Here is a 23,998-nt window from a genome sequence, read left to right as displayed (position 1 = left end):
CATCGCACTAACCAGGCAACACCTTGTGACAATTACGTATCGGCGAACTGCCTTTACGGGACTAAGTTGCTGCTTCGGATGCTGCCAAGGAATGCGCATGGCAACACTGGTACTGGTCTGCGACCGAAGCGCCGCGCGCTTTTTTCATCGCGAGAGTCGTCGCAAAGGCGCGCCGCTCGAGGAAAAGGCCATCTTGGTCTCGCCTGCGGCTCGATTGCGACCGACCGAGATCAACAGCGACCGCGCTGGACGCATTTACGCGCGCAGCGCGACATCGACGGGGCGACACAGCGTACGCGGCCATACGCCGGGCCCTGACCGTGAGCCGCATCGGGTGATCGCCGAGCGATTCGCCAAACGCATCGCCAGGCGGCTCGACCGCGAACGACAGTCGGGTGACTATGATCGTATCGTGCTGGTTGCATCGCCGCGCTTTCTCGGCACGTTGCGCGCTGCCCTCAGCGCCGCGACGAGGACGCTTTTGGCAGAGGAGCTGCCACGTGACTGGGTCCGCGCCGATGTGACGCAGATTCGCAAGCGCTTGTAGGTAAATATCCCTAATACGATTGCGAAACAACGAATGGCGCGTATACGGGCCTCGACTTAGGGTAGCCGCAGGGCAGCCGGAGCGATGCCATGTGGAAGAAAATCCTGTTCGCGATCCGCGATCCGTTCGATACCGATAACGAACCTCTCGCCAAGGTCGCCGACCTGGCAGCGGCAGCGGGCGCTGAACTCGATTTGTTTCATGTCGCTTTCAGTCCTGTGATTGCCGACGCCAACCTGCCCCAGCGCGCGGCGGCGGCGACCATTCGCGACCAGGTACGAACTGCCAGGGCTGCGCTCGAAGCACTCGCGTCACCCTATCGATCGCGCGGTACGGTCGTCCATACGAGCGTGCGGTGGGACCGTCCAGCCTATGAAGGCATCATTCGCCAGGTGTTGCGCAGCAAGCCGGACCTTCTGGCCATCGATGCGCAGCAGCGAGGCGCCCTGGGTCGCTTGCTCGTGCGGCATACGGATTTCAGGCTGATAGAATTATCGCCGGTCCCAACGCTCCTGATGAAATCGGCCCGCAATCTGCGGGAGTCCTCGATCGTCGCTGCCGTCGATCCAGAGCACAGCCACGACAAGCCCGCGCAGCTCGATAGCGATATTCTTGCGCAGGCAGCGTTCTTCGAAAAGATACTCGATGCTTCGACCACGGTCGTACACGTGCGGCGCCCGGCAACGGACTATGTCGTCGGCTTCGATGGCCAGCCCGTGCGCGTCCCCGCCGACGACAAGTCGAGCGAATTGAACCGACAACGGGTCAAGACGAAGCTTCGTGAACTTGCCGATGCTGCCGGACTCCCTGCGGCGCATATACAAATCGAATCCGGCGCGGCCGACCAGGTACTCAGCGAGATCGTCAATCGGTTGCGAGTGGGCCTGGTGATCATGGGGGCGGTGTCGCGCTCCGCGTTGAAGCGCGCTTTCCTCGGCCACACCGCCGAACGCGTGCTGGACCAGATCGATGCCGATATCCTTGTCGTCAAGCCGCGGCAATTCAAGACTTCCGTGCCAGCGACCTCGCGTCACCTGGTGCGGGCCGCTGCTCCACTCTGACGCACGCCGCCGCGCTCGACGCACGGCCGTGCTCGCGGCCGCGGCCTTGTGCCTGGTTTTCCCGCTGGTCGCGGTCGGCGAGTCGACGCTGGAGGAAGTCCTGGCAGGGCGGCTTGCATCGCAGCCGGAACCATCGTCAGCGCGTGCATCGGCGATCCTGCAAGCCATACGAACAGAATACGCGGCGCGCGATTATCGACCGCTGTGGCTTGGCGACAGGCGGCCGACGGCCGCTGCGCGTGAGTCTGTCCTCGTGCTTCAGCGATCCTTCGAACACGGACTGGATCCGCGCCATTACCAGGCGAGCTGGCTCGCCGAAACCATGAGGTCACTGGGTGCTGGCAACAAGGACTTGCAGTCCATGGCGGGTTGGGACCTCGCCATGACATCATCGGTCGCGCGATTCCTCGTCGACCTGCAGGTGGGTCGTGTGGATGGCGCGCGTTTTGGTTTTCCGAAGGTGAGTCTGGATCGGATCCGCAGCCTGGTGGAGGGCTCGATGCGGCGCCTTGCGGCGGAACCCCTGAGCGTCCTCGCCGAATCGACAGCCTGCCAACTGCCGCAATACCAATCGCTCCTCCCGGAGCTGGCGCGGTTTCGCAGCCTGGCACGATCGGATTTGAATCCGCGGCAACTGCCCGACGCGCGCGGCGGCGTGCTCCACGAGGGTGACGAATACGCCGCCGTTCGCGAGCTCATCGATATCCTGCGTGCATACGGCGCGCTCGCAGGCGCAGACGAAGTCGATCCGACGCACATCGGACCGCAGGTGGCACTGGCCCTGCGCCGCTTCCAGATGCAAAGCGGCTTGCAGGCCGATGGTGTCCTGGGGCCTGCAACCCTAGCTCAACTGCGGGTGCCGTTCGCTCAGCGTGTCATGCAGATTGAACTCGCCCTCGAGCGATGGCGATGGATCGGCCAGCAGGACGAACCCTATGTGATCGTCAATCTGCCGCAATTCACCCTGTTTGCCTACGCGGCCGGTGCATCGCAAGACGTTCCGCTTGCCATGCGGGTCGTGATTGGCCAGGACGATGAGCGCTGGCGCACTCCGCAATTCTCGGCGGTGATCACCGAGGTGATATTCAATCCATTCTGGGACGTACCGGTCTCGATTGCCACGCGGGAGCTGTTGCCGCTGGAACGAGCCCACCCGGGCTATTTGACGCGCAACGGATTCGAGGCTGTAACGGTCGATGGGCGGACATCGCCCGCCCGCGGCGCGGCACTAGTGGCCGTTGCCAACGGCTCGATGCGTCTGCGGCAGCGACCAGGCGCGGGCAATGCGCTTGGTCGCATCAAATTCCGCATGCCGAACGACTATGGTGTCTATCTGCACGATACGCCGGCGAAGGATCTGTTCGATACGGCCTGCCGCGCATATAGCCATGGCTGTCTGCGACTCGCCGAACCCTCCGCCCTGGCGCAATTCGTGCTAGGCCATGGCCTGCGAAGCGGCGGCGCCGAATGGCCGGCAGGCCGTATCCGTGAGGTCATGGCAGCGGAGGAAACGATCAACCTGCGGCTCGAACGGCCACTCAGGTTCCATGCGATGTACCTGACAGCACAGGCGGGTGCGGACGGGGTGGCGTTTTTTCCCGATATTTACGGATTGGATTCGAGGCTTGCGCGTACTGTGCGCGATGCACCGTGACGCGATGAGCCGAATCAGCCGGCCCAGCTGCGGACACGGCCCGTGTCGAGGTGTACGAAATTGGAGCGTCGATAGTAGCCAACACCGCCTAGCTGAAACCCCAGGGCGATATCGCGCACCTTCTCGATGCTGGCATCCTTGAGCCGGATGTCGATCGCCTGCCCGGACATATGCAGGCTCTGTTTTGCAACACCCGTGGAGCGCGCGCCCAGCATCGCGTTGGTGGCCGCAGAGCGATAGCCCGAGATGACTTCAAAGCGCGGCTCGCGCTCACAAGCAACGGCCAGGCTATGCAGCAGCTCATAAAGACGCGGGTCGATTTCATGCTCCTCGCCAGTGCGAAAATCGCGAAGAAAATGTGCCAGGCCGCGAAGGCCGGCCGTATCGTACGAGCCATCACGGGCAAAACAGAAATGACACTCCTCGCCCGTGTGCACATTGAGCAGTTGCAGTCGCTGTTCCCCCGGGAGCGCGGTCGCAATCGTCGCGAACGCCGAGCGGGCCGATACGGCAGCGACCCCGAGGCTCGCTGCCAGGGTTGTGAATTGACGCCGGGTGCACCGTTGCATGTCGCCTCGCCGAGTCTGAAATGGCACGCTCGCGGAACCGCTGCGCCTGGTGGCAGTCAGAACCGGTATTCAGGATTGCCGATTGTGCACGTCGTTGCAAGAGGTCGGCGAACCGGCTGGCGGTTTCTGTGCGATGCGGCACGCCAGACGCAATCGGCCTGATATGTCAACATGTTGCATCGAGGCATGAGGAGCGTCGACCATGAGGGTATCGAGAATCGTCTCCATGACGGCAGGCATCGCCTGCCTCGCAGGCATTGCCTTGGCACAGGCACCTCAATCCGCAGGAAGTGATGACGGCCTCGAGCCGAGGCGTGCGAGCGGCCTGCAGTCATTGCGGATGCGGCCCGGCGTATCGCTGGCCCAGTACCGCCAGCTGGTGCTCGAGCCGATGGAAGTAGCATTCAGCAAGACTTGGGATCCCCGTCCAGCGGGCGTGAAGGTATCGGATCGTGAAAATCTGCAATTGCGCGAGCGGCTGGCCCGCGTTCTCGCCAAGGAATTCCGCAAAGTGCTGCAAAATGACGGTCGGTACGAGGTCGTCGACCATCCCGGGCCCGACGTGCTCAGCGTGCGGGTTGCGGTCGAAGACCTCTACATCAATGCGCCCGATGTGTCGCGGCCGGGAATCGTGCGCCAATACACGCTGACCACGGGTGAAATGACGCTCAACGCCGAGCTTCGCGACTCGGTAACGGGCGAACTGCTGGCGCGCATTCGCGACCGACGACGCGACCCCGAGTCGAACTGGCTGGAACTGACGACCGCGCTCGATAATGACCAGTCGGTGCGGCGCGCCGCGGCGAAGTGGGCCGAGGCCCTAAAGGCACTGCTCGAGACGGCGCGCCAGCAGCCCGCCGCCGAGGACGGCCGCCTGCACTGACCCGACCCAGGCCTCCCGGCCTGTGTCCGGCGTCCGCAGGAGTTTGCCGCTGGCGAGCGTGCAGGCGGTCTGGTAATCTGCGCGGCCTTTTTTCGGCCTATCCCGATCGTGCAGCCCAATATTCGCAACATCGCCATCATCGCCCATGTCGATCATGGCAAGACGACCCTGGTCGATTGTTTTCTCAGGCAGTCCGGCACGTTCGCTGCGCACGAGAAAGTCACCGAGCGCGTCATGGATTCGAACGCGCTCGAGCGCGAACGTGGAATCACCATCCTGTCCAAGAATTGCGCGATCGAATATCGCGGCACGCGCATCAACATCGTGGACACCCCGGGGCATGCCGATTTCGGAGGCGAGGTCGAGCGCGTGCTTTCGATGGTCGATGGCGTCATTCTGCTTGTCGATGCGGTCGAAGGACCGATGCCACAGACCCGATTCGTAACGCGCAAGGCCCTTGCGCTCGGACTGCGGGCGATTGTCGTCGTCAACAAGGTCGATCGGCCAGGCGCACGCGCCGACTGGGTCGTTGACCGGACGTTCGATCTGTTCGACAAGCTTGGCGCCTCGGATCAGCAGCTCGATTTTCCTATCGTCTATGCATCGGCATTGCAGGGATGGGCAAGCCCCGATTCGACACGGCCAGGCACTGACATGGCGCCTTTGTTCGAGGCAATCCTGCGACACGTGCCGGCGCCGAGCGCCGATCGCGATATGCCGCTGCAATTGCAGATCTCCACGCTGGACTACAACAGCTATGTTGGCCGAATCGGTATAGGTCGTATGCGGCGCGGCGTGTTGCGCCCTGGCGCTACCGTGCAGCTGCTATACGGCGATGACGACCGTGGCAGCGGACGCATCGGCCAGGTGCTTCGCTTTCGAGGACTCGAACGCGAGCCGGTTGCCGAAGCGAGTGCTGGAGATATCGTGGCAGTGACCGGCATCGAGAAGGTCGACATCGGCCTCACCCTGTGCGATCCAGCGCAGCCGCAGGGGCTGCCACCGATCAAGGTCGATGAGCCCACGTTGGCGATGACATTTCAGGTCAACAGTTCTCCCTTCACCGGTCGCGAGGGCAAGTTCGTCACGAGCCGGCAGATTCGCGATCGCCTCCTTCGTGAACTCGAGAGCAATGTTGCGCTTCGCGTCGAGATGACCGCCGACACTGACGTGTTTCGCGTCGCCGGCCGCGGCGAGCTCCACCTGACCATCCTCATAGAAAACATGCGCCGCGAGGGTTACGAACTCGCTGTCGGCAAACCGCAGGTCCTGCAGCGTATCGAGAATGGCCAGGCCCTGGAACCCTACGAAGCCCTGACGGTCGACATCGATGCCGAGCATCAGGGCGATGTGATGGCGTCGCTCGGTGAACGACGCGGTGAGCTGATGGACATGGTGATCGAACCGGACCGCAACGGCCGCAATTCGGGAAGGGTGCGCCTTGAATACCGCATTCCGGCACGCGGGCTCATCGGCTTTCAGAGCGAATTCATGACGTTGACGCGTGGCAACGGCCTCAGCAGTCATATATTCGATGGCTATGATGCGGTGAAGGGCGATATTCCCGGTCGGCGCAATGGCGTGCTGGTCAGCAACGAGCAAGGTGCTGCGACCGGCTACTCGCTTTTTGCCCTGCAGGAGCGTGGTCGGCTGTTCGTCAGTCCTTCGGATGCGGTGTACGAGGGCATGATCATCGGCATCCACAGTCGCGAAAACGATCTGGTCGTCAATCCGGTGCGCGAGAAGAAACTTACGAACATTCGCGCTGCTGGCAAGGACGAGAACATATTGCTCACGCCGCCGGTGCCGCTGACTCTGGAACTGGCTGTCGAGTTCATCGAGGACGATGAGCTGGTCGAAGTTACGCCGCAGTCTATCCGGTTACGCAAACGCCAATTGAAAGCGCATGAGCGCAAGCGCCGTGCCGATGCGCTGACCGTATAGAGCCTGTCCTGCATCCCGGCCGAGCCGCCTTCTGACGCGCACCGGCCGATGGTCGCGGCGGCATGTTTGCAGGCGGTTTGGTTCGCGCTCAAAGCCATTTGCGGCGGCGGAACAGCCACAGCAGCGTAGTTGCCACCACCGCCATGAAACCGAGCAGCAGGTAGTAACCATAGCGCGAGGCCAGCTCCGGCATGTGCGTAAAGTTCATGCCGTAAATACCGGCGAGAAAACCGAGTGGCACGAAAATCGTCGTGACGATCGTGAGGACCTTCATGATTCCATTGAGCCTGTGAGCAGCCATGGACAGATAGGACTCGGTCAGATCGCCCACAAGGTCGTGATAGAGCGTGGCGAGGCTCGCTGTCCTTTCCATTTGCTCCGAAACATCGTTAAGCGCCGGTGCCGAGTCCGGCATGACCAGCGCAGTGGGCGGTAGTTGGCGCAGGCCGCTGAACAATTGCGCATGATAAACACAGGTCCTGCGCAGCCGGCGCAGTTCAAGCTTCTGGCTGCTGAGTTCGCTGAGGAGCGCATCGCGCGGTTCGTGCTCGATTTGATCCTCGATTGCATCGAGGCGTGACTCGAGTTTCATCAATCGCTCGAGAAAGCCGTCGGCAACAATGCGGCAAAGCCGTAGGGCCAAGCGCCAGGCGTCGACCGGCGTCGGATGTTCCGTGTCCTTGAGTTCCCGTGCCAATTGCTCGCAGGCCATGGAGCGGCCGTTGTGACGCGTCAGTATCTTCGTCGCCGAGACGAATATCGCCAGCTGCGACGTCGTAAAGTCACCGTTGAACTCACCTGGCTGCAGCTCTTTGAGCAATATGAACGAATAGTCGCCAAAGTCCTCGAATTTGGGCGGGTGACGCTGGCGTTGCGCATCCCGGACCGCTTCGGGGTGTGCATTCAGCTGTCTGCGCATGATTGCCGCCTCGTGCTCGGCCGGCTCGCTGTCGAGCGCTATCCAGGCCCAGGTTGGGTCGCCGGGCGTCGGGCTGGAGGGCGCCGCCAGGTCATTCTCCGACGATGTCCGGTGCAGACCCGACCCGTCCTGTCGCCAGAATGTGATCATCGTCTTGTTTTTAGCACATCGGCAGGCCGTTGCGGAAATGGCCGGGTTTCCAGTCGCTGCGCCTCAAGGGTCCGGCGTGCCGGCCGATCAATAGGGATACCCCGGCGGGTGGTCACGCCGCGGGCCCGTGCACCATGGACGCAGCCAGATTACTCAATGATGTCGACCCGGACGATTCGCGACGCCACGGCGTGGGCTGGATCGCGGTCGTCGAACGCATGGCCGAGAGCCAGTTCGACGACATGGCGTTCATCGCTGCCCGCGCCTGCGCCGTTCCGACCATGCTCGTGTGCTTCTCCCATCACGGCGAGCGCTGGGTGCGCGGATCATTTGGCATTGCGGCCTGCGACTGGGACGCCTGCAGCCGGCTTTCGGACAGCGGGTTGCGACGAAGCGGCGAGCTGCTGATCATACCGGACCTGCTGCTGCACGATGAACTACGCGTGAGCGGCATCGATTGCAGGTCCCTCGGCGCGAGATTCGCGATGATCGCGCCATTGCTGAGCGGAGTCGGCGATGAAATCGGTGCCGTGCTCGCGCTCGATTCCAAGACGCGCAGCGACGCGCGCAACATGGTCGATGTGATGCAGGTTGTCGCCGGACAGATCGCCGCGCAACTGGAGTCCTTTGCATCCATGGCCGAGCACGAGCAGCATCGGAAATTTCTCGAAACCTACCAGAAATTGCTGGAGGACCGACAGGAAACCCTCACGGTACGCAACGAGCGGTTCAAGACCCAGAGTCTGACGGACGAGCTGACGGGACTTGCCAATCGGCGCGCATTCGACATGCAGTTCGAACAGGCCCTGGCACAGGCCTCGCGCTATGGCCAACACCTGTCCTTGATGCTGCTCGACGTCGATCACTTCAAGAGCTACAACGACGAGTTCGGCCATCCCGCGGGCGATCTCGCGCTCGTGCAGGTGGCGAGTCTCCTGCGCGACAGCGTTCGCAAGAGCGATACCGTGGCGCGCTACGGTGGCGAAGAGTTTGCCATCATCCTGCCGGTCACCGAGAAAAGCGGTGCCATGGGTCTTGCCGAGAGATTTCGCGCAGCCGTCGCCAACGGCAGCTGGGAGAAACGCCAGGTCACGATCAGCATCGGCGTTGCCACCTACTCGGGTGGCCGCGCAAGCGTCGAGGCCATCCTGGGTGATGCTGACGCGGCGCTCTATCGGGCCAAGTCGCTGGGGCGCAACTGTGTCGTTGGTGCCGGCGCGACTCCAAACACGAACCAGCCACCGCTGCCGTGACCTGGTGCGGCGAGCTCGCCGCGGGCAATTTTCGCGAAGCGCTCGACTCCCGCGGTCGCGTAGTCGGCGATGGTGTGGGCAAAGCACCTGTCGGCGGGAAAACCCGCCGCGGTACAAAGCTCCTGCGGCAGCTGCTCCCGGAATACGGTGTAGTGCGGTTCGTTGTTGTTCTCGGTATCCCAGTTCCAGAAGAAGTTCTCGTAGCTGCTGACTGCCGCTTCGTTCGGCAATTCCATATGTACCATGGCACCGCCAGCACTCAGCAGCCGTCTGCATTCCACGAGGATTTGCCGCGTCGACTTGAGTGCAACTTCATGAAAGAAGAATGAGGAGACGATCAAGTCGAAAAAGCCGTCCGGGAAATCCGTGTGTTCGGCATTCTGCTGGCTGAAATGCACGGGCACACCCTCGGCGGCCGCCAGTGCCAGTCCGTAGCGCAATACCGGGGCCCCGACGTCAATGCCGTACAGCTCGGCTTGTGGAAATACGGCGTGATAGGGGAGGAGATTCTTGCCGCTGGTCGTGCCAAGATCGAGAATCCTGCGCGGCTTGAATCCGGGATACTTCTCGCCGAGCCAGTTCGCGACGGATTCACCAACCACGCCGGGCCGCTTGCGATAGGGGTGCTGGCCGGTAAATACCTTGCCGCCCTGCGCGATGACCGCGCCCTGGGCGACGTCATCAGCCGTGAATTCGGAGTGGAAGCAGCCCGGCGCCAGGTGCACATCGAGTGCCGAAACATAGCGCGGGACCTGCAGGTGCGGGTTGAGGCGTAGCGAACTGCCGGCTGGCGGCGATTTCGCCAGCTGACGCGCCATTTCGATCATTTCCCCAAGGCCGCGCTCGACCGCCGGTTGCACCGACTGGTAGCACATTTCCTGGGCATTGTAGCGAATCGAAGAATAAAAGCGGTAACTGGGTTCTGATTCCATGGCGTGCCGGATCGCTCGCCACTGACTTGGTTCGTTGACCTTGTCCGCAATCGTCGGCGCGATGCGTTGCTCATAGTCCATGCGCAGGTCCTGGCGCATATCGATGATCGCGTGCTTGCGGAGCATGCTGATCATCTTCTGTCGCGCTCGTTCGTCGTGGGTCGGGCGAAAGCATCGTTCGATGTTCATGCGCATCACACTCCGCTCAATCTGGCGAATACCGCTACACCGGCAGCGGCGATCTTCTCATCGTCTGCGGCGGCCACGCCCGAGACACCGATTGCGCCGACACAATGATCGCCGGCAACGAGGGGCAGGGCACCTTGCAGCGGCACGATGTCGAGCGCCATGAGGCCCGGCATGTCCTTGATGCGCGCGGCGATGGCGCCGCTCGGCTGCTGCAACTTGGCCGCGGTCCTGGCCTTGCCAAGGGCGACTTCCATTGTGAAGCCGCGGGACTGCAACCGTTCGGCAAGAAGAACAGCGCCGGCGCTGTCGACAATGACGATGCTCACCTGCCAGCCGCCAGCCTGCGCAGCGTTTCGGCAGGCGGACATCAATTCTCTCGCGTCGTCGATGGTCAATGCGGGGAGCCGCCGCATGGTCAATGGTACTCCTCACCGCCCGAGACATTCATGGCTTCGCCGGTCACGTAGCTTGCCTCGCTCGAGCACAGGAAGGCACAGGCATTGGCCGTATCACTTGCAAGGCCCACGCGTCCGAGAGGAATTCGCGCGCGCATCGCTGCCAGGTATTCATCGACGTTCTGGCCGCGCGCGCTCGACATGAACTGATTCTGCCAGGCTCCCAGGCCGGTGGTGACATGATTCGGGCAGATCGCGTTGACGGTGATCCGCTGCGGGCCGAGCTCGATCGCCGCCGATCTCGTCAAGCCGATGAGCCCGTGTTTGGACGCACTGTAGGCGGATGTGAGCGCCGAGGCGGATTTGGCCGCTTTCGAGGCAATCGAAACGATGCGCCCGGCGCCCCAATCGCTGTCGCTGCTTTGCCGCTGCATCTGCGCTGCGGCATGCTTGATGGCGAAAAAACAGCCGCGCAGATTCACGCCGAGCACCTGGTCCCATTGCGCTTGCGTGAGCTCGACCAGCGGGCCAAACAGATAACCCACCCCGGCGTTATTGACGAGGATATCGATGCGACCAAACCTAGCGACAGCGTGATCGATCAAACCTTTGACGTCGGCTTCGCTCAGCATGTTGCCGGTACATGCACTCGCTTCGGCGCCCGCAGCGCGAAGCTCGTCGCGTACTGCATGGAGTTCCTCGATTCTGCCGATGCCGTGCTCGGGCGCAAGTTCACCGGCCAGTTCGCCGAGATCGTGCACGACAAGGCGCGCACCGCATTGCGCAAGGCGCATCGCAATGGCCGCGCCGAGACCCTGCCTGCGTCCCGCGCCGGTGACGATCGCCACCCGTCCATCGATTCCTGGGTAACGGGTCACGGCCCTCAACGCCTCTGGTGCATGCGCAGGACGCGTTTGATATAGGCGTCGCGCCACGCTGCCCTTTCCGACTCGACGGCGGCGGGCGCTTCGTAGGATTCGATGTCCGCTCGCGTCACGGTGCCCTTGGCATCGAGAAGCCGTTCGACGGTATCCAGACGTTCGCGCAGCGCGCCGACTTCGGTGGTCAGTTCCAGCACGAAGGTCATGATTTGATCGAGGTCCGGATCCGCGAAAAACGCCGGCCGCTTGCCTTTGCTCAGGCGCGGCAGCTGAACTTCGGCCGGGCTCCTGCGCTCGCTCACCGGGGCGTACCGGGCCTGTGTCTTGGCGCTTCGCGGATCATCCTATGAGTATAATGAATTTCCACCTGCGCGAACCTCGGGAGGCTGGCGATGACGGGAATGGCTCCACCTGCCGGATTGCGGACGCCGCCGCGGCGTCTCCTGCTGGTCCTGGGCTGTGCGTTCTTCTGTTCAATCGGTACGGCTGCGCGCGCCGGCGAGCCCAGCCTGCTGAGAATCCGTGCCGCGACCGTGCTGGCTGCCGACCTCGTGCAGACCGAGCGGCACTATCGTGCCTGGCTCGGGTATCAGGTCCGCGAGCGTGGCCGGCTGCCGGCGGCGGTTGCGCGCAGCCTGGGTGCGCCGCGCATGACCGGCCTGCCATTCATGTTGATGAGCCCGGACGCCGCGCCCGATGTCTGCATTCGCTTCATTGCCATGAAGCCGCCTGGCGGCTTCCGTCCGATGACGACCTGGGGATGGAACAGCATCGAGATCATCGTCGACCAGCCGCAGGCATTGCGTGGGCGTTTGGGAGCGGCGCCTTTCGAAGTCATTGGCGAGCCCGCGCCGCTCAACAGTCTGCCGAGTATCCACGCCTTTCAGGTGAAGGGACCTTCGCGCGAGGTGTTGTATCTTACGGCCGAAACCGGCGATCGCAGCAAGTCGCGATTGCCGCTACCCGGCGGCGAAGTCGGTCGCATATTCATCATGGTGCTGGCTGGCAGCGACATCGACGCCATGCTTGGCTGGTATGCCAGTACTTTCGGATTGCAGCCAGGCAAGGTGAGGCCGACGCCCATCGGCGTGGTGCAGCGCGCTCAGGGACGTGGTGCCGACTACCAGTATCCCCTTGCCGTGATGGCATTGCGCGATCCGGGGAACATGCTGGAATTCGACGGCTATCCGGCTGACACCATTGCGCGCAAGGCGCCGCGCGGGCGCCTGCCGCCCGGCATCGCCGTGACCAGCTTTGCTGTCGCGGATCTCGATGCAGTGCCTGTCACCTGGCTGCGGCCGCCGGCAGTGCTGCCGGGGAAACTCTATGCAGGCGCGCGCAGCGCGACCACACGCGGCCCGGCCGGCGAACTCATCGAGCTGATCGAAGAACGACGCTGATGCCGTTGCGACGACGCGATTTCCTGCTGGGCACGGCGGCGACCACGGTCGCAGCGCCCGCTTTCGGCCATAGAGCAAACGAGCCCAGGCCGAACGCGACGGATTATCTGATCATCGGCGCCGGCACGGCGGGCTTGCCGGCCGCCATCTTCGCATCGCGCCGTGGTGCTTCCGTGCAATTGGTGGATGCGGCACCGGTCATCGGCGGCACCTTGCAGATTGCACAGGGACAGATCAGCGGTGCCGGTACACGTCTGCAACGAACACTTGGTATCGAGGATACGCCCGAGTTGCACTATGACGACATCATGCGCGTCACCCTGGGTACGGCGGATCCCGACATCGCGCGCCTCGTTGCCGACAATGCCGGGGCGACGATCGATTGGTTGCTCAGCGCGGGCTTCACGCCATTACCCGGACACCCGGTCACCGGAGCGTCTCCCGGCCGACCGGCCTACAGCCGTCGCCGTTACCTTTGGGGTGCCGATGCGGGCCGATCCATCCTCCAGGTCGTCCTGCGCGAGATCGAGCCTTTGCTGGCCGATGGGCGCATCCGCCTGGCGCTCGATAGCCGGGTGACTCAACTATTGGTGGATGACAACGGCGCCGTGCGCGGCGCGAGCGTGCTGCGCGAGGGCAGGGCGCAGGAATTTCACGCGCGCAACGTGCTGCTGACCTGTGGCGGGTATGCCGCCAACGGCAGTCTGTTTCGACAACTGTGCGGCTATCCCAATTATGCCGGTTCCGCCTATGTCCACTCGCAGGGCGACGGCCTTGCGCTCGCGACGTCGGTAGGCGGTTATCTGCGCGGCCGCGAAAAATACCGCTCCGGATTCGGCTCGATCCTCGCCGATGAGCATTATCCGGCCAAGGTATATGCGCGGTTCAACACGGTGCCACAGGATCGCCCGCCGTGGGAAATCTGGGTCAACCAGCTCGGCGAGCGTTTCGTCCGCGAGGACGAGCCCGATCTGTTGCGACGCGAGCAGTCCCTGCTCGGGCAGAGTGAATTGCGCTACTGGATCGTGTTCGACGAAGCCATTCTTCGCGCGGCGCCGCCGGGGATCAAAGGCTGGAGCCGCGAGCAACTGCGCGCTGCCTGCAATCGGCATCCCATGTTTTCCTCGGCATCGAGCGTAGACGCCCTGGCACAGGCCACCGGTATCGATGCCCACGGCCTTGCCGCCACGATCGCCGCGTATAACAAGGTGGTGGCCGGTGGCAGGGATCCCCTCGGACGCCGCCACGCGCCGCATGCGATTTCGCGAGGGCCGTTCTATGCCATACGGCACCAGGGCCACTCGGCGACATCCGTCGTTGGCGTGACCGTGGACGCACAGTTGCGGGTTCTGCGCGGCGGCGGCGATGCGGTCGAGAATCTGTACGCAGCCGGGGAAATACTCGGCAGCGGTGCAACCATGGGCAAGGCATTTGCCGCAGGCATGATGTTGACACCGGCGCTTACTTTCGGGCGATTGCTCGGCGAGCGATTGCCGATCTGAAGGAGTGAATCTCGATGCGTGAGAAAGCCACCTACCCCGAGTACATCGGCATTTCGGATGTGACGACACGATCGTATGAACAAATGCGTGTCGAGGCGTACTTCGACGGCCAGCCGTCGATCATGTTCGACGAACCTGAAGGCTTCGATATCGGCGACCCACCCGATCTACGCGGCCGGTCGCGTGGCTGGACACCGGTACATGCCCAGCTTGCGGCGCTGGCAGGGTGCACGTCGATCACGATTGCGGTGGTGGCGCGCGACCAGAAATTTCGCTACGCCAATCTGAAGACCAAGCTGCGTTCGCTGATCGATATCCGCGGTTTCTTCTTCGACCTGCACCTGCAGCCGAAGTACCAGCAACTGAATTTCGATCTCACGCTTCGCACCAGGGAGTCGGTGGCCCGGATCCGCGACCTGGCCAAGGAAACCCACCGGCGTTGTCCGCAACTCGGGTTGTTTCGCGCTGCAAGGGTTCCGATGCTGGTCACCTGGTATCGCGCCGGCAGCCGCCGGGCGTTGTTCGAAGAGCGTTTCAGTCTGCGCGCGGGGCGTACGCCTGAAGACCGGCTGATCGGTCGCGCAGCTCGGCCACGACGATGAAACGCAGCGGGCCACCGGGCAGCAGCGCATTGAATGGATAGCAAGTCACGAGCGTAAGCATCGGCTGATCGGCATCGAGAAGGATGCGCGCCTTGTCCACGTGGACGATGCGGGTGCTGGTCACCCTGAACGAGAAATGCTGCCCGTCAACCCGCTCGACTTCGAGCGAATCACCGACGGCAACCTCCTGCAAGAATGCGAAATGGGTATCGCGGTGGCCGGCGATGATGCTGTTGCCGAGCTCGCCGGGAAGAACACTGGCGGCGTCGTGGGTGGGCGCGAATGCCAGGTTGCGGCCGCTCGCGCCTTCCAGGATCAGGCGATGTGTGCCGATGCGGGGTAGCGCGAGCCGTGCAATCGCGGTCGTGTCGGCCCATGGCCAGGGACGCGGTGCGATCACACCGTTGCGTGCCTGCAGCCAGCTTCGCTCGATCAGGCGCTGAGCCAACCAGGCTTTTGCCTGGATCCAGCCGCCGTTGCCCAAAAGGCCGATGCCGGGCAACGCGAGTAGCAGCACTGAGCGCAGCTTGATGGCGCCCGCGTTCATGGCGACGACACCGCGGGCAGGGCGCGGACCGACACCACGTAGTATCGCGCCGCAGCGAGCAGCAACAGCAGCATGCCAACGGCAATCATCAGCGGCGAGCCGGTGGCAGTGCTCGGCATGCCAGCCTCGCGCGCCCAGAAGCTGCCACGTGGCGCGACCGTCGGCAGTTGCCGCTGCGCAAGCGCCTCGCCTGGCCGGCGTGCCGGCGTCTTGTCGACGGCGACGAGACTCGTAAGGCGTGTCACAAGGCCATGACGCAGTGCTGCCACCGTGATGTCCCGATCGATTGCCGCGCGTGCATCCAAGGAAAGGTCGGCTCGAAGTCGCGAGCGTTCGAGTGAGGCGATGCGTTCGCGCGCCCACAGTTTGCCGATGCCGCTCGGATGAGCCAGTTCGCGTACGGCGAATTGCGTGCTGAAGTAGCCATTGGCGTCACTGCCGCTCAATAGCAACGGTCGATCGATGATGCCGTGGTGGCGCAGGACGATCATCAGCGGATCGCCGGCATACAGGTCTCCCGGCAGTGGCGCCGCAAGTTCGTAGTCGCCGCCATCCGGAAATTGCAAAGCGAGTTCACGCAATGCCGGGTGCTCGAGTTTCTCGAACAGGCTGCTCATGCGCTCGGCAATCTGCGCACTGTCAGCGATGAACACAAAACTGCCGTGTCCTGCTATCGCTGCTTCGCGCATGAACCAGGAATTGGGTGCGGCGCCGATTCCGACGGTGAACAATCGTCGTTTGCCCAGCCGGTTCTCGACCATGCCGAGCAGATCCTGTTCGTTGCTGACGCTGCCGTCGGTGATGAATACGATTTGCTGCAGCGGATTCTGACCCGACATGGCGAGGGCCATCGCGAGCGCGTCACGCATCTCCGTGCCGCCATCGGCTGTCAAGGCGGCGATGAACCGCTGTGCTTCCCCGACATGCAGTGAATTGGCCGGCTGCAAAGTCATATAGAGTGCTTCGGCATCGTCGGCGAAGCGGATGATATTGAAGCGATCCTCAGGGCGAAGACGCCGAATCGCCATTTGCAGTGCGGCCCGAGCCTGATCGATGGAAGGCCCGCCCATCGAACCCGAGGTGTCGACGATGAAAACGACGTCCCGGGCTGGAACCCGGGCCGACGGATCGACTGGCGGCGTCAGCGTGAGGAGAGTGAACCGCTCACCCCCGAACTGTTCACTGAAGGCGGCAGCGCTGATCGCATCATCCTGCGCCGCCCGCCATACCAGTTCGAAGTCCCGATCCATCGGCAGGTTGCGGCCGGCGACGCGAAGTTCGCCGATACCGTCATGCATGTCACTCGTCAAGGGGTGATTGAGGCTGCGAAGGTCCGCCGGCGCAAAGCCCGGCGCGAAATCGATGCCGATGGTCAATTCCTGCGCACTGCCTTCGACGAGCTCGCGAGACGGCGAATCGGGCGCCCGGTTGTCCTGGCCGACGGGCGCATAGCGCGGGGTGATCGCGAGCGGAATATGCAGACGGTACTCGCCATCGCGCGGCGCTACGGTATCTAGATAACCGATCTCGATTTGGACCTGCCCATGTGGTTCGATGTTCGCGACCTGGGTCGTGAACATGTTGGGCCGGTCCTGCTCGGCCAGTACGGTGGTCTGGCCTTGTGCCTTCGCCTGGCGGTACTCCGCGCGAGCGACGTCCTTGCTGCGTATCTCGCCGCGTATCTCACGCTGACCGATGCGCATACGCAGCGTATCGACGGCCGCGGTTGCTGCGAGCGGATAAACATACAGGCCCTCGGCCCACCGGTCGTCGTCATTGCGAAAGCGCTGCACGAGGGTAACGCGCACCAGATTCCCGACTACGCTCGCACGAATTTCGCTGCTGAGTCGAAGCGCCGCGCTCGGTTCCGTCGCTTCGTCGTAGAGCATGAGCAGGGTGCCGGAGCTGGCTTCGTCGGCGTGCAGCGCCCATGCGGGCGAAAATCCTGCGCTACCCAGTAGCGCGACAAGACCGATCAATGCAGTCCGAGTCATGTTTCAGCCCTCCATGGCGCTATTGCAGACCCGTGGCCTGTCCGGGCGACGACAGACTCTGACGGCACCATGGCGCACTTGAGGCAAAATAGGGCGGCGGTCCATGCCGGCCGCTCGAAATGGGGGTCGTGCATGTCAGACAACCAGGCGTCGCGGGGAGAATTTGCCCGAGGCTGGCGGGTGCTGGTTGCTTCGTCCCTCGGCGTGGCCTGCGGCGCATCGCCCGTGCCATTCAACTCCCTCGGCTCGTTTACCCTGCCGGTCACGCAGGAGTTCGGCTGGGGTCGCGGCGAGATGCAGCTCGCCATCATGTGGTTCACGGTCGCAGTGGTCCTGACGGTCCCGTTCGTCGGCGCATTGGCGGATCGCATGGGCGTGCGCCGGGTGGCAATCGGCACCTTGATACTCTTTGGCGTGTGCTTTGCCACTATCGGGCTCACGCCCGCGTCGCTGCCCGTGTTCTACCTGCTGTGGTTCATCAATGGCGCGTTAGGTGGCGGATCAACGCCTGTCACCTGGACAAGGGCTGTCAATGCCTGGTTTCAGCGCAAACGGGGTATTGCACTCGCGGCCACGCTATTGGGCACCGGTCTGACCGGCATGTTTCTGCCGACACTTGCAACCTGGTTGATCGGCCAGGTCGGATGGCGCTGGGCTTATGCCTTTGTCGCCTTGCTGCCGCTCGGGCTTGCGCTGCCTTTCGCACTGGCCTGGTTCAGGGAACCACCCCGCATCGCCGGTCATGCCGAACAAGGGGATCCGCGTGACGAGGGTTTCACCCTCGCCGAGGCTGCGCGCAGTTATCGCTTCTGGGTTCTCGCGTTTTCCGTGTTTGTGGTTGCGGTCGGCGTTGGCGGATCGATTACCAACTTCCAGCCGCTCTTGGCAGATCACGGGTTCAGCGCCGCGCATGCGGCGCGCATCGCGGGCGTCATTGGACTGTCCGTCGTCGCAGGGCGACTGATCGCCGGCTATCTGATCGATCACTGGTGGGCGCCCGGAATCACATTTCCAATGCTGGTTCTGCCAGCGCTCGCCTGCGTCCTGCTCGCACAAGCGCAGGTATCGGCTGATGTCGCCTATTTCTGCGCTGCGTGCATTGGCCTGGCGGCCGGCGCAGAAACGGATCTCGTCGCCTTCCTGACCGCGCGCTATTTCGGCCTACGTCATTACGGGCGGATCTACGGCGTGCAGTATTCCGGCTTTGGCCTGGCCTCGGGGATTTCCCCGTGGCTTTTTGGCCGTGTCTATGACATGACCGGCAGCTATCGACTCATACTGTTCGTTGCTTCCGCATTTTTCTTCATGGGCGCGGTCCTGCTGCTGACCATGGGTCGTTACCCACGTACATTCGCCACGCAAAAAAGTGCATGAGCGAAGCAAGCGTCGAATTGGGACGCACCGGGGATGCGGATCTCGCCGAGGAGTACCGCCTCGTTTTGCTCGCGCGTGGCATCGACGCCAACATCGCGCATCTCGATGGTGCATACGTCTTGCTTGTGGCGACGGGGCGATACGAGGAGGCGAGCAGGGAACTCGCTCAATACAGCAATGAGCGTCGCGCGCAACGCCCGGCGGCCGAGCCCGCGATGCACCTGCCATGGCGCAATGCGTCGCTGTTTGCAGTCGGCATCTATGCCTTCGTGCTGGTTTTCGTTACCAACCTCGCGGTTCGCGGCAGCTTCGGCGGCAACTGGTATGCGGCCGGCCGGCTAGAGGTCGATCGCGTCGTTGCAGGGCAATGGTGGCGATGCCTGACGGCGCTCACCTTGCATGTCGACTTCGAGCATTTGATTGCGAACATCGGCTTCGGAGGTGTATTCGGGTTCATCGCCGGACGCTTTTTTGGTCCCGGTGCGGCATGGTTGCTCATCCTGTTGGCTGGTGCCGCAGGCAATTGCGCCGATGCCTGGCTTGCGCCGGCCGGACACCGCGCCGTAGGTGCCTCGACGGCGATTTTCGCGGCGCTCGGGCTGACGTCGGTTTTTTCGTGGCGTGAACGCAGCACCTCGCGACGCATCTGGGCCTACCGCGTGGCGCCTGTCGTCGCGGGCGTGGTCCTGCTGGCCTACACCGGTACGGGTGACGAGAGCACGGATGTCCTCGCGCACCTGACGGGGTTCCTGGCAGGTGCGACGGCCGGATCACTGCCACTCAATTCACTGCGGCGCGCCTGCGCTGGTGGGGCAGCGCAGCTTGCCTGTGGTATCGCCGCAATATCCGTGCTGATCGTCGCCTGGATCGTCGCTATTACGCGTGCAGGTTGATGGCGAGTTTCGCCTCGTTGCTGACGCTCTGCGACTCGTGGTAGCGGCGCGCAGCTGCGCCCGCGCTGTTTGAGTCGAGGTCTGCCGACGGCTCGGCCTCGACCAACGCCGTCAGCGTCGCATCGACGACTGCACCCAGCATGTCGATTGCAGCAGCCGTCTGTTCCTTGTTGGGTGCAGGCTTTTCGTCCGTTGTTTGGACCGGATCTTCGCTCGAGACAGGCTCGTCGACCACCGGCGCATCCTCAGGTTCCTCCGCAATTCGCTGTACGACGCGGAAGAAGAATTCGAGTTTGAAGCGCGCATTGAGCTCGACGTTGCCGGTCGTGCCGGAGGTCTCGGCAGGCGCCGCGTTGGTCTGGGCCGGTGCGCCGATCTGCAGGGAGTCGAAGAGATTTGCGAGAAAATTCGTGATCGCCGCGAATATCTGTTGAACATTCGGCGCCGTCGCGGTATCGCGCGTCGTGTCGGCAGCCGTCGGTGCGGGCTCGACCGGTGAATTCGCGTTTGTCGCATCGGGGGCGGCTGCGGCGTCGGCGGCGGGCGCAGCGGCAGCGCTCGAAGGCGCTGAATTTGCGCTTGCGGCAGGCGTGGCATCGGCAACGGCGCTCGAAGCGACGGGGTGGTAATTGACCACGGGCTTCTGGTAGGTCGCCGTAACGCTCGAGGGCGTCGCCGTATTGGCAGGCGCGGGTTCCGTGGCAACGGCGGCGTCATTGAATTGCGCTTCCACGGAGGTCTGCTCCCGGTAGCGAAGTTTCAGCGCAAACGATGCCAGCTGGGCCGGATCGATCTGCAGATCCGCGGCGGCCGCGAACGCTCCGGCCACGTCGCCACTGAAGAAGCTGGCACTCAGGCTAGCGACCTTGTCGAGCACCGCCTGTATGGCCGCCTGCTCGTCGTTGTTGATATCACCCTTGATACGAAGCGCGAGACGCGTGCTGCTGTCGGTGCTGAACGAGAGGCTGTCACCGGTTTCGCCGTCACTCTGATAGTCGGCTTCGGTAACCGAAGAGCTCACCAGCCGGATCTTGACCAGATCGCCTTCCTGCGTGCGAAAAGACAGCGATGCTTTCTGCTGTACAGCGCTGCGTACGGCCATGGCGATGAGATTCGCGCCCTGGTCCGCCTGGACCTGATCGGCGGCATGGACGGCCGCGTCGAGACTCGCAGTTGTACTCACGCTGGAGGATAGATTGCCGGAGAGGGTTCCTGCTGCGGCATCGTCGTTACAACTGGCGCAGGTCGCTGCAGGCTGCCGGATGATGTCCTGATGCAGTACCGGCACCATCGCTGTCTGTACCTGGGTGTTGACCGTAGTCATCGCATGCGCTCCACAAGAAAATCGCTGTATGCGCACTAGAGCGGCATCGCGGCGCGGGTCTTTAGTCAAATCCCCGGCCTGCAGGCATGTCGAGAGTGGATTGTGATCTCGCGCACATTGCGATCGCATCGGCGCGCGCCACGCTGGCATGGCTCCGTGGCCAATCCGCCGTGCTTCAGTTCTGCCGGTTTTGCGCCGTTAACCGCCCTGTGCAACTGAAGCTACCCGAACCGCCGCCATGACCCTGGCCACACTGAATAGACAGCCCGACAGGCAAGTCGCCACGCTCGGACCGCGGGCGCGCGAAACGATACATTCCGGCACTGCCATCGAATACCAGTCGCTCGGTGAGCTACTTGCGATGAGTGCTGAGAGCCCCGTCGTGCTACTCGATCCCCAATCCCGTGCCCAGGGCGAACAGTGGTTGCACCTGCTTCGCAGCGAGCGCTCCGCGTCGCTGCTGCCGATTTTCCTGGTCGAGAATTTTGGACCTGTATGCGCCATGCTCGCCGACGGCATCTGCGCCGATGAGACTGCCATGTTCGCGGAGGCTGAGCGTATTACGGACGCTGTTGCGCAATTGCCCGCCGAGTTGCTGGCTGAGCCAGAGCACCGCTTGCTTGCTTTCCTGCAGACCCGCCCGTCGCGGGAGCTGACGCCCGTCAGCGATTGGCACCATCCGCAAATCTGCCACTACCCGGTGCTCGATGCATTGGCGCCGCAGGGCGTGGACGGTTTCGCGTGGAGTGAGCCGCTCCGGCGCCGGGGTCTCCTGCAGGCAAAAAAGCTCGTCCATCGACTACGCTACTGCCCGGGCTGCGATCAGGCGCAGCTCGCATTCGTCGACCTGTGTGCGCAATGCGATTCGATCGAGATCGATGAAGAGATATTCCTGCACTGCTATACCTGCGGTCATGTGGCTCGAAACGAGGAGTTCCGCACTACCGATGGCCTGGAATGCGGCAATTGCAATTCCAGACTGCGGCACATAGGAGTCGACTACGACCGCGCGCTCGAGACTTTCGGTTGTCGTGCCTGTGGTGCACGTTTCCTGGAGCCCGTCGTCAAGGCGAGTTGTCTTAACTGCCTGCGACTGTCGGCGACCGAGGATCTGCACGAAAAGCGCTTTCACACCTTTGAGCTTTCGAACGCCGGCCAGCTTGCGGTGCGCACCGGCAACGTCGGCGACCTGTTCGGGCTCATCGACGAGCTCAATTGCGCACATCCGGCGTATTTCGAGCAAACACTCAATTGGCAGATCGGGCTGTCGCGGCGCCACGCGGAGGTACAGTTCGGGCTTGTCCTGCTGAAGTTCGAGAACGTACGCGAATTGCTGGTGCAGTTGCCACGCGTACGGGTCGCGCAGATGCTGGACAACTTCGCGGCTCGTTTGCGCGAGCTTCTGCGTACGACAGACCTGCTGATGCGCGCCGACGAGCAGTACTGCTGGTTGTTGCTGCCGCAAACGCCACCGGAAGGCGTGCAGATCCTGTTGAGTCGAGTATTGAAGCTCCCCGAGCAGATCACCGATCCGGCGCTCGGACGGCTGCAGATATCCGCGCGCGCACATGCATCGCGCGATGGCAAGGACAATCACCAGGACGCTGCCGCAGTCATGCAGGCTATGCGCGAGCGAGTGAGTGCATGATGCTCTGGCAGGAGTTCTCGCAAGCGCTGTTTACCCTGCAGCAGCTCATTCATAACGCCGTCGATTCCGACTGGATCGACGTTGCGCTGAAGTTTTTCCCCTTTGTATTCGTGTTCGAGCTGCCGGCGCAGGTCATCGTCATGCTGGGAGGGGTTCGCTATTTCGTGAAGAATCGCTTTCGCCGCCGTGACGCGCTCTATCACCCACTGGTCAGTTGCGTGATCACCTGCTATTCAGAAGGCGAGGACGTGCGCAAGACCGTGCGTTCGCTTGCCGGGCAGCTCTATCCAGGGCGTATCGAGATGTTCGCCATCGTTGATGGGGCCAGGCAAAACCGCCACACGCTCGAGGTATTGCTGCGCGAAGCACCTGCCATCAATCGCGATCCAAAGCGTCGGCTGGAAGTCGTGCCGAAGACGCAAAGAGGCGGGCGCGTATCGAGCCTCAATCAAGGTCTCGCACTCGCACGAGGTGAAATCGTCATGGCGCTCGATGGCGATACGTCATTCGACAATGACATGGTAGGAAACATGGCTCGGCATTTCGCGAACCCGAATGTCGTCGCCGTGTCCGGCAACCTGCGTGTACGAAATGCCCGCAAGACCCTGGTTACGCGACTGCAGGCGCTCGAGTACATGCTGTCGATTCACCTGAGCCGCGCCGGACTCGATCAACTCAACGTGGTCAACAATATCTCTGGCGCCTTCGGTGCGTTTCGGCGAAGTTTCATCGCGCATATCGGCGGCTGGGACAGCGGTACGGCCGAAGACCTGGATCTGACTCTGCGCATCAAGAAGTACTTCGCCCGCCATCCGCAGCTGCGCATCCGTTTCGAGCCACGCGCCATTGGGCATACCGATTCACCGGAGACGCTGGGGGGGTTTCTCAATCAGCGCCTGCGCTGGGACGGCGACCTTTCCTACCTGTACTTGCGCAAATACCGACATGCGCTGCGCCCGGGACTGTTGGGTTGGCCGAATTTCATCGCCTTGCTGTGGACGGGTCTCTTCTTCCAGATCGCCTTGCCGTTTCTGGTGATCGGATACATGGTCTGGGTGTTCTTCGCGTATCCGGCGGCCTACGTCATTGGTGTTCTTGCATTCATCTATCTGTTCTATTTGTTGCTGGCTGCCGCCATGTATCTCGAGTACCTGCTGCTGTTCTCGGAACGCAAACGCTACGACCTGGGTTTCGCCTGGGTGTTGCTGGTATTTCCTGCGTTTGCGTTTATCACCCGCAGCTGGAACGGTATCGCGACGCTCTCGGAAATGTTGAATCGGACCCACCTTGATTCTTCCATGGCGCCGTGGTGGGTGTTGCGCAAGACGCGCTTCTGA

The 23,998-nt window shown here is 62.8% G+C and carries 22 protein-coding genes; 13 read left to right on the top strand and 9 right to left on the bottom strand.

Annotation, left to right across the window (positions count from 1 at the left end; genetic code table 11):
* Nucleotides 1-97 precede the first annotated feature (97 nt).
* The 3 genes from R3E77_13840 (at nt 98) to R3E77_13830 (ending at nt 3,262) form a co-directional block, all read left to right on the top strand.
* The gene (locus tag R3E77_13840; protein MEZ5500493.1) at nt 98-547 is read left to right on the top strand and encodes a host attachment protein; all 450 of its coding nucleotides are present in this window, start codon (nt 98-100) and stop codon (nt 545-547) included.
* An 89-nt stretch (nt 548-636) separates the two neighbouring features.
* Nucleotides 637-1,608, top strand: a complete 972-nt coding sequence (locus tag R3E77_13835; protein ID MEZ5500492.1) for a universal stress protein — start codon at nt 637-639, stop codon at nt 1,606-1,608.
* Between the two features lie 28 nt (nt 1,609-1,636).
* Complete coding sequence (locus R3E77_13830) at nt 1,637-3,262, top strand: L,D-transpeptidase family protein (protein ID MEZ5500491.1); 1,626 nt, start codon at nt 1,637-1,639, stop codon at nt 3,260-3,262.
* Nucleotides 3,263-3,276: 14 nt separating this feature from the next.
* Here the strand turns inward: R3E77_13830 and R3E77_13825 are convergent, their stop codons facing one another.
* Nucleotides 3,277-3,831, bottom strand: a complete 555-nt coding sequence (locus R3E77_13825; protein ID MEZ5500490.1) for a YcbK family protein — start codon at nt 3,829-3,831, stop codon at nt 3,277-3,279.
* A 202-nt stretch (nt 3,832-4,033) separates the two neighbouring features.
* Between R3E77_13825 and R3E77_13820 the strand changes: the two genes are divergently transcribed.
* Nucleotides 4,034-4,714, top strand: a complete 681-nt coding sequence (locus R3E77_13820; GenBank protein ID MEZ5500489.1) for a DUF3313 family protein — start codon at nt 4,034-4,036, stop codon at nt 4,712-4,714.
* Nucleotides 4,715-4,822: 108 nt separating this feature from the next.
* Nucleotides 4,823-6,658: a translational GTPase TypA gene (typA, locus tag R3E77_13815; GenBank protein ID MEZ5500488.1), complete on the top strand. Its 1,836-nt coding sequence runs from the start codon at nt 4,823-4,825 to the stop codon at nt 6,656-6,658.
* 88 nt (nt 6,659-6,746) lie between these two features.
* On the opposite strand, the gene R3E77_13810 is transcribed toward typA, so the two are convergent.
* Nucleotides 6,747-7,727, bottom strand: a complete 981-nt coding sequence (locus tag R3E77_13810; protein MEZ5500487.1) for a magnesium transporter CorA family protein — start codon at nt 7,725-7,727, stop codon at nt 6,747-6,749.
* Between the two features lie 134 nt (nt 7,728-7,861).
* Between R3E77_13810 and R3E77_13805 the strand changes: the two genes are divergently transcribed.
* Nucleotides 7,862-8,980 carry a sensor domain-containing diguanylate cyclase gene (locus R3E77_13805; protein MEZ5500486.1) on the top strand — a complete coding sequence of 373 codons (1,119 nt, stop codon included), beginning with the start codon at nt 7,862-7,864 and terminating at the stop codon, nt 8,978-8,980.
* Here the strand turns inward: R3E77_13805 and R3E77_13800 are convergent.
* The 4 genes from R3E77_13800 to R3E77_13785 are packed head-to-tail and all read right to left on the bottom strand — an operon-like array spanning nt 8,899 to nt 11,679.
* Nucleotides 8,899-10,101: a class I SAM-dependent methyltransferase gene (locus tag R3E77_13800; protein MEZ5500485.1), complete on the bottom strand. Its 1,203-nt coding sequence runs from the start codon at nt 10,099-10,101 to the stop codon at nt 8,899-8,901. The two genes, R3E77_13805 and R3E77_13800, sit on opposite strands and share 82 nt — an antisense overlap.
* A 5-nt stretch (nt 10,102-10,106) precedes the next feature.
* Nucleotides 10,107-10,514, bottom strand: coding sequence for a heme-binding protein (locus tag R3E77_13795; protein ID MEZ5500484.1), 408 nt, complete (start codon nt 10,512-10,514; stop codon nt 10,107-10,109).
* Between the two features lie 2 nt (nt 10,515-10,516).
* On the bottom strand, nt 10,517-11,374 hold the full coding sequence (locus R3E77_13790) for an SDR family NAD(P)-dependent oxidoreductase (GenBank protein ID MEZ5500483.1): 858 nt from the start codon (nt 11,372-11,374) through the stop codon (nt 10,517-10,519).
* 5 nt (nt 11,375-11,379) lie between these two features.
* Nucleotides 11,380-11,679, bottom strand: a complete 300-nt coding sequence (locus R3E77_13785) for a hypothetical protein (GenBank protein ID MEZ5500482.1) — start codon at nt 11,677-11,679, stop codon at nt 11,380-11,382.
* A 90-nt stretch (nt 11,680-11,769) separates the two neighbouring features.
* On the opposite strand from R3E77_13785, the gene R3E77_13780 reads away from it, so the two are divergent.
* From R3E77_13780 to R3E77_13770, 3 genes are read left to right on the top strand one after another with little or no spacing between them, the layout of a single operon-like run.
* The gene (locus R3E77_13780) at nt 11,770-12,777 is read left to right on the top strand and encodes a hypothetical protein (protein ID MEZ5500481.1); all 1,008 of its coding nucleotides are present in this window, start codon (nt 11,770-11,772) and stop codon (nt 12,775-12,777) included.
* Complete coding sequence (locus R3E77_13775; GenBank protein ID MEZ5500480.1) at nt 12,777-14,279, top strand: FAD-binding protein; 1,503 nt, start codon at nt 12,777-12,779, stop codon at nt 14,277-14,279. The genes R3E77_13780 and R3E77_13775 overlap by 1 nt, the downstream gene beginning before the upstream one ends.
* A gap of 14 nt (nt 14,280-14,293) precedes the next feature.
* Nucleotides 14,294-14,881: an OsmC family protein gene (locus R3E77_13770; protein ID MEZ5500479.1), complete on the top strand. Its 588-nt coding sequence runs from the start codon at nt 14,294-14,296 to the stop codon at nt 14,879-14,881.
* On the opposite strand, the gene R3E77_13765 is transcribed toward R3E77_13770, so the two are convergent.
* Together R3E77_13765 and R3E77_13760 are read right to left on the bottom strand one after the other, a co-directional pair.
* Nucleotides 14,814-15,428, bottom strand: coding sequence for a class GN sortase (locus tag R3E77_13765; GenBank protein ID MEZ5500478.1), 615 nt, complete (start codon nt 15,426-15,428; stop codon nt 14,814-14,816). The genes R3E77_13770 and R3E77_13765 overlap by 68 nt on opposite strands.
* Nucleotides 15,425-17,422 (bottom strand): marine proteobacterial sortase target protein, encoded by a 1,998-nt coding sequence (locus R3E77_13760; GenBank protein MEZ5500477.1) that lies wholly within the window; start codon nt 17,420-17,422, stop codon nt 15,425-15,427. The genes R3E77_13765 and R3E77_13760 overlap by 4 nt, the downstream gene beginning before the upstream one ends.
* Nucleotides 17,423-17,554: 132 nt before the next feature.
* Here R3E77_13760 and R3E77_13755 point away from each other — a divergent pair, with 132 nt between their 5' ends.
* Together R3E77_13755 and R3E77_13750 are read left to right on the top strand one after the other, a co-directional pair.
* Nucleotides 17,555-18,796, top strand: coding sequence for an MFS transporter (locus tag R3E77_13755; GenBank protein ID MEZ5500476.1), 1,242 nt, complete (start codon nt 17,555-17,557; stop codon nt 18,794-18,796).
* The gene (locus R3E77_13750; protein ID MEZ5500475.1) at nt 18,793-19,689 is read left to right on the top strand and encodes a rhomboid family intramembrane serine protease; all 897 of its coding nucleotides are present in this window, start codon (nt 18,793-18,795) and stop codon (nt 19,687-19,689) included. Before R3E77_13755 ends, R3E77_13750 begins: the two co-directional genes overlap by 4 nt.
* Here R3E77_13750 and R3E77_13745 read toward each other — a convergent pair.
* Nucleotides 19,673-21,013, bottom strand: coding sequence for a hypothetical protein (locus R3E77_13745; protein MEZ5500474.1), 1,341 nt, complete (start codon nt 21,011-21,013; stop codon nt 19,673-19,675). The two genes, R3E77_13750 and R3E77_13745, sit on opposite strands and share 17 nt — an antisense overlap.
* Before the next feature lie 238 nt (nt 21,014-21,251).
* On the opposite strand from R3E77_13745, the gene R3E77_13740 reads away from it, so the two are divergent.
* Together R3E77_13740 and R3E77_13735 are read left to right on the top strand one after the other, a co-directional pair.
* A complete protein-coding gene (locus R3E77_13740; protein MEZ5500473.1) occupies nt 21,252-22,661 on the top strand; it encodes a hypothetical protein in 1,410 nt (469 codons plus the stop codon).
* Nucleotides 22,658-23,998 carry a glycosyltransferase gene (locus R3E77_13735; protein MEZ5500472.1) on the top strand — a complete coding sequence of 447 codons (1,341 nt, stop codon included), beginning with the start codon at nt 22,658-22,660 and terminating at the stop codon, nt 23,996-23,998. The genes R3E77_13740 and R3E77_13735 overlap by 4 nt, the downstream gene beginning before the upstream one ends.

It is taken from the genome of Steroidobacteraceae bacterium, assembly GCA_041395505.1.
In the GTDB taxonomy this organism is placed as follows: Bacteria; Pseudomonadota; Gammaproteobacteria; order Steroidobacterales; family Steroidobacteraceae; genus JAWLAG01.
The sequence above is the reverse complement of the archived record's forward strand: the minus strand, read 5'-3'. Positions and strand labels throughout refer to the sequence as shown.

Excerpts from the sequence above, each read along its gene's own strand:
- R3E77_13840 (MEZ5500493.1), top strand. The coding sequence starts at position 98 with ATGGCAACACTGGTACTGGTCTGCGACCGAAGCGCCGCGCGCTTTTTT.
- R3E77_13835 (MEZ5500492.1), top strand. The coding sequence starts at position 637 with ATGTGGAAGAAAATCCTGTTCGCGATCCGCGATCCGTTCGATACCGAT.
- R3E77_13825 (MEZ5500490.1), bottom strand. The coding sequence starts at position 3,831 with ATGCAACGGTGCACCCGGCGTCAATTCACAACCCTGGCAGCGAGCCTC.
- R3E77_13820 (MEZ5500489.1), top strand. The coding sequence starts at position 4,034 with ATGAGGGTATCGAGAATCGTCTCCATGACGGCAGGCATCGCCTGCCTC.
- R3E77_13810 (MEZ5500487.1), bottom strand. The coding sequence starts at position 7,727 with ATGATCACATTCTGGCGACAGGACGGGTCGGGTCTGCACCGGACATCG.
- R3E77_13805 (MEZ5500486.1), top strand. The coding sequence starts at position 7,862 with ATGGACGCAGCCAGATTACTCAATGATGTCGACCCGGACGATTCGCGA.
- R3E77_13800 (MEZ5500485.1), bottom strand. The coding sequence starts at position 10,101 with ATGAACATCGAACGATGCTTTCGCCCGACCCACGACGAACGAGCGCGA.
- R3E77_13795 (MEZ5500484.1), bottom strand. The coding sequence starts at position 10,514 with ATGCGGCGGCTCCCCGCATTGACCATCGACGACGCGAGAGAATTGATG.
- R3E77_13780 (MEZ5500481.1), top strand. The coding sequence starts at position 11,770 with ATGACGGGAATGGCTCCACCTGCCGGATTGCGGACGCCGCCGCGGCGT.
- R3E77_13775 (MEZ5500480.1), top strand. The coding sequence starts at position 12,777 with ATGCCGTTGCGACGACGCGATTTCCTGCTGGGCACGGCGGCGACCACG.
- R3E77_13770 (MEZ5500479.1), top strand. The coding sequence starts at position 14,294 with ATGCGTGAGAAAGCCACCTACCCCGAGTACATCGGCATTTCGGATGTG.
- R3E77_13765 (MEZ5500478.1), bottom strand. The coding sequence starts at position 15,428 with ATGAACGCGGGCGCCATCAAGCTGCGCTCAGTGCTGCTACTCGCGTTG.
- R3E77_13760 (MEZ5500477.1), bottom strand. The coding sequence starts at position 17,422 with ATGACTCGGACTGCATTGATCGGTCTTGTCGCGCTACTGGGTAGCGCA.
- R3E77_13755 (MEZ5500476.1), top strand. The coding sequence starts at position 17,555 with ATGTCAGACAACCAGGCGTCGCGGGGAGAATTTGCCCGAGGCTGGCGG.
- R3E77_13750 (MEZ5500475.1), top strand. The coding sequence starts at position 18,793 with ATGAGCGAAGCAAGCGTCGAATTGGGACGCACCGGGGATGCGGATCTC.
- R3E77_13745 (MEZ5500474.1), bottom strand. The coding sequence starts at position 21,013 with ATGACTACGGTCAACACCCAGGTACAGACAGCGATGGTGCCGGTACTG.
- R3E77_13740 (MEZ5500473.1), top strand. The coding sequence starts at position 21,252 with ATGACCCTGGCCACACTGAATAGACAGCCCGACAGGCAAGTCGCCACG.
- R3E77_13735 (MEZ5500472.1), top strand. The coding sequence starts at position 22,658 with ATGATGCTCTGGCAGGAGTTCTCGCAAGCGCTGTTTACCCTGCAGCAG.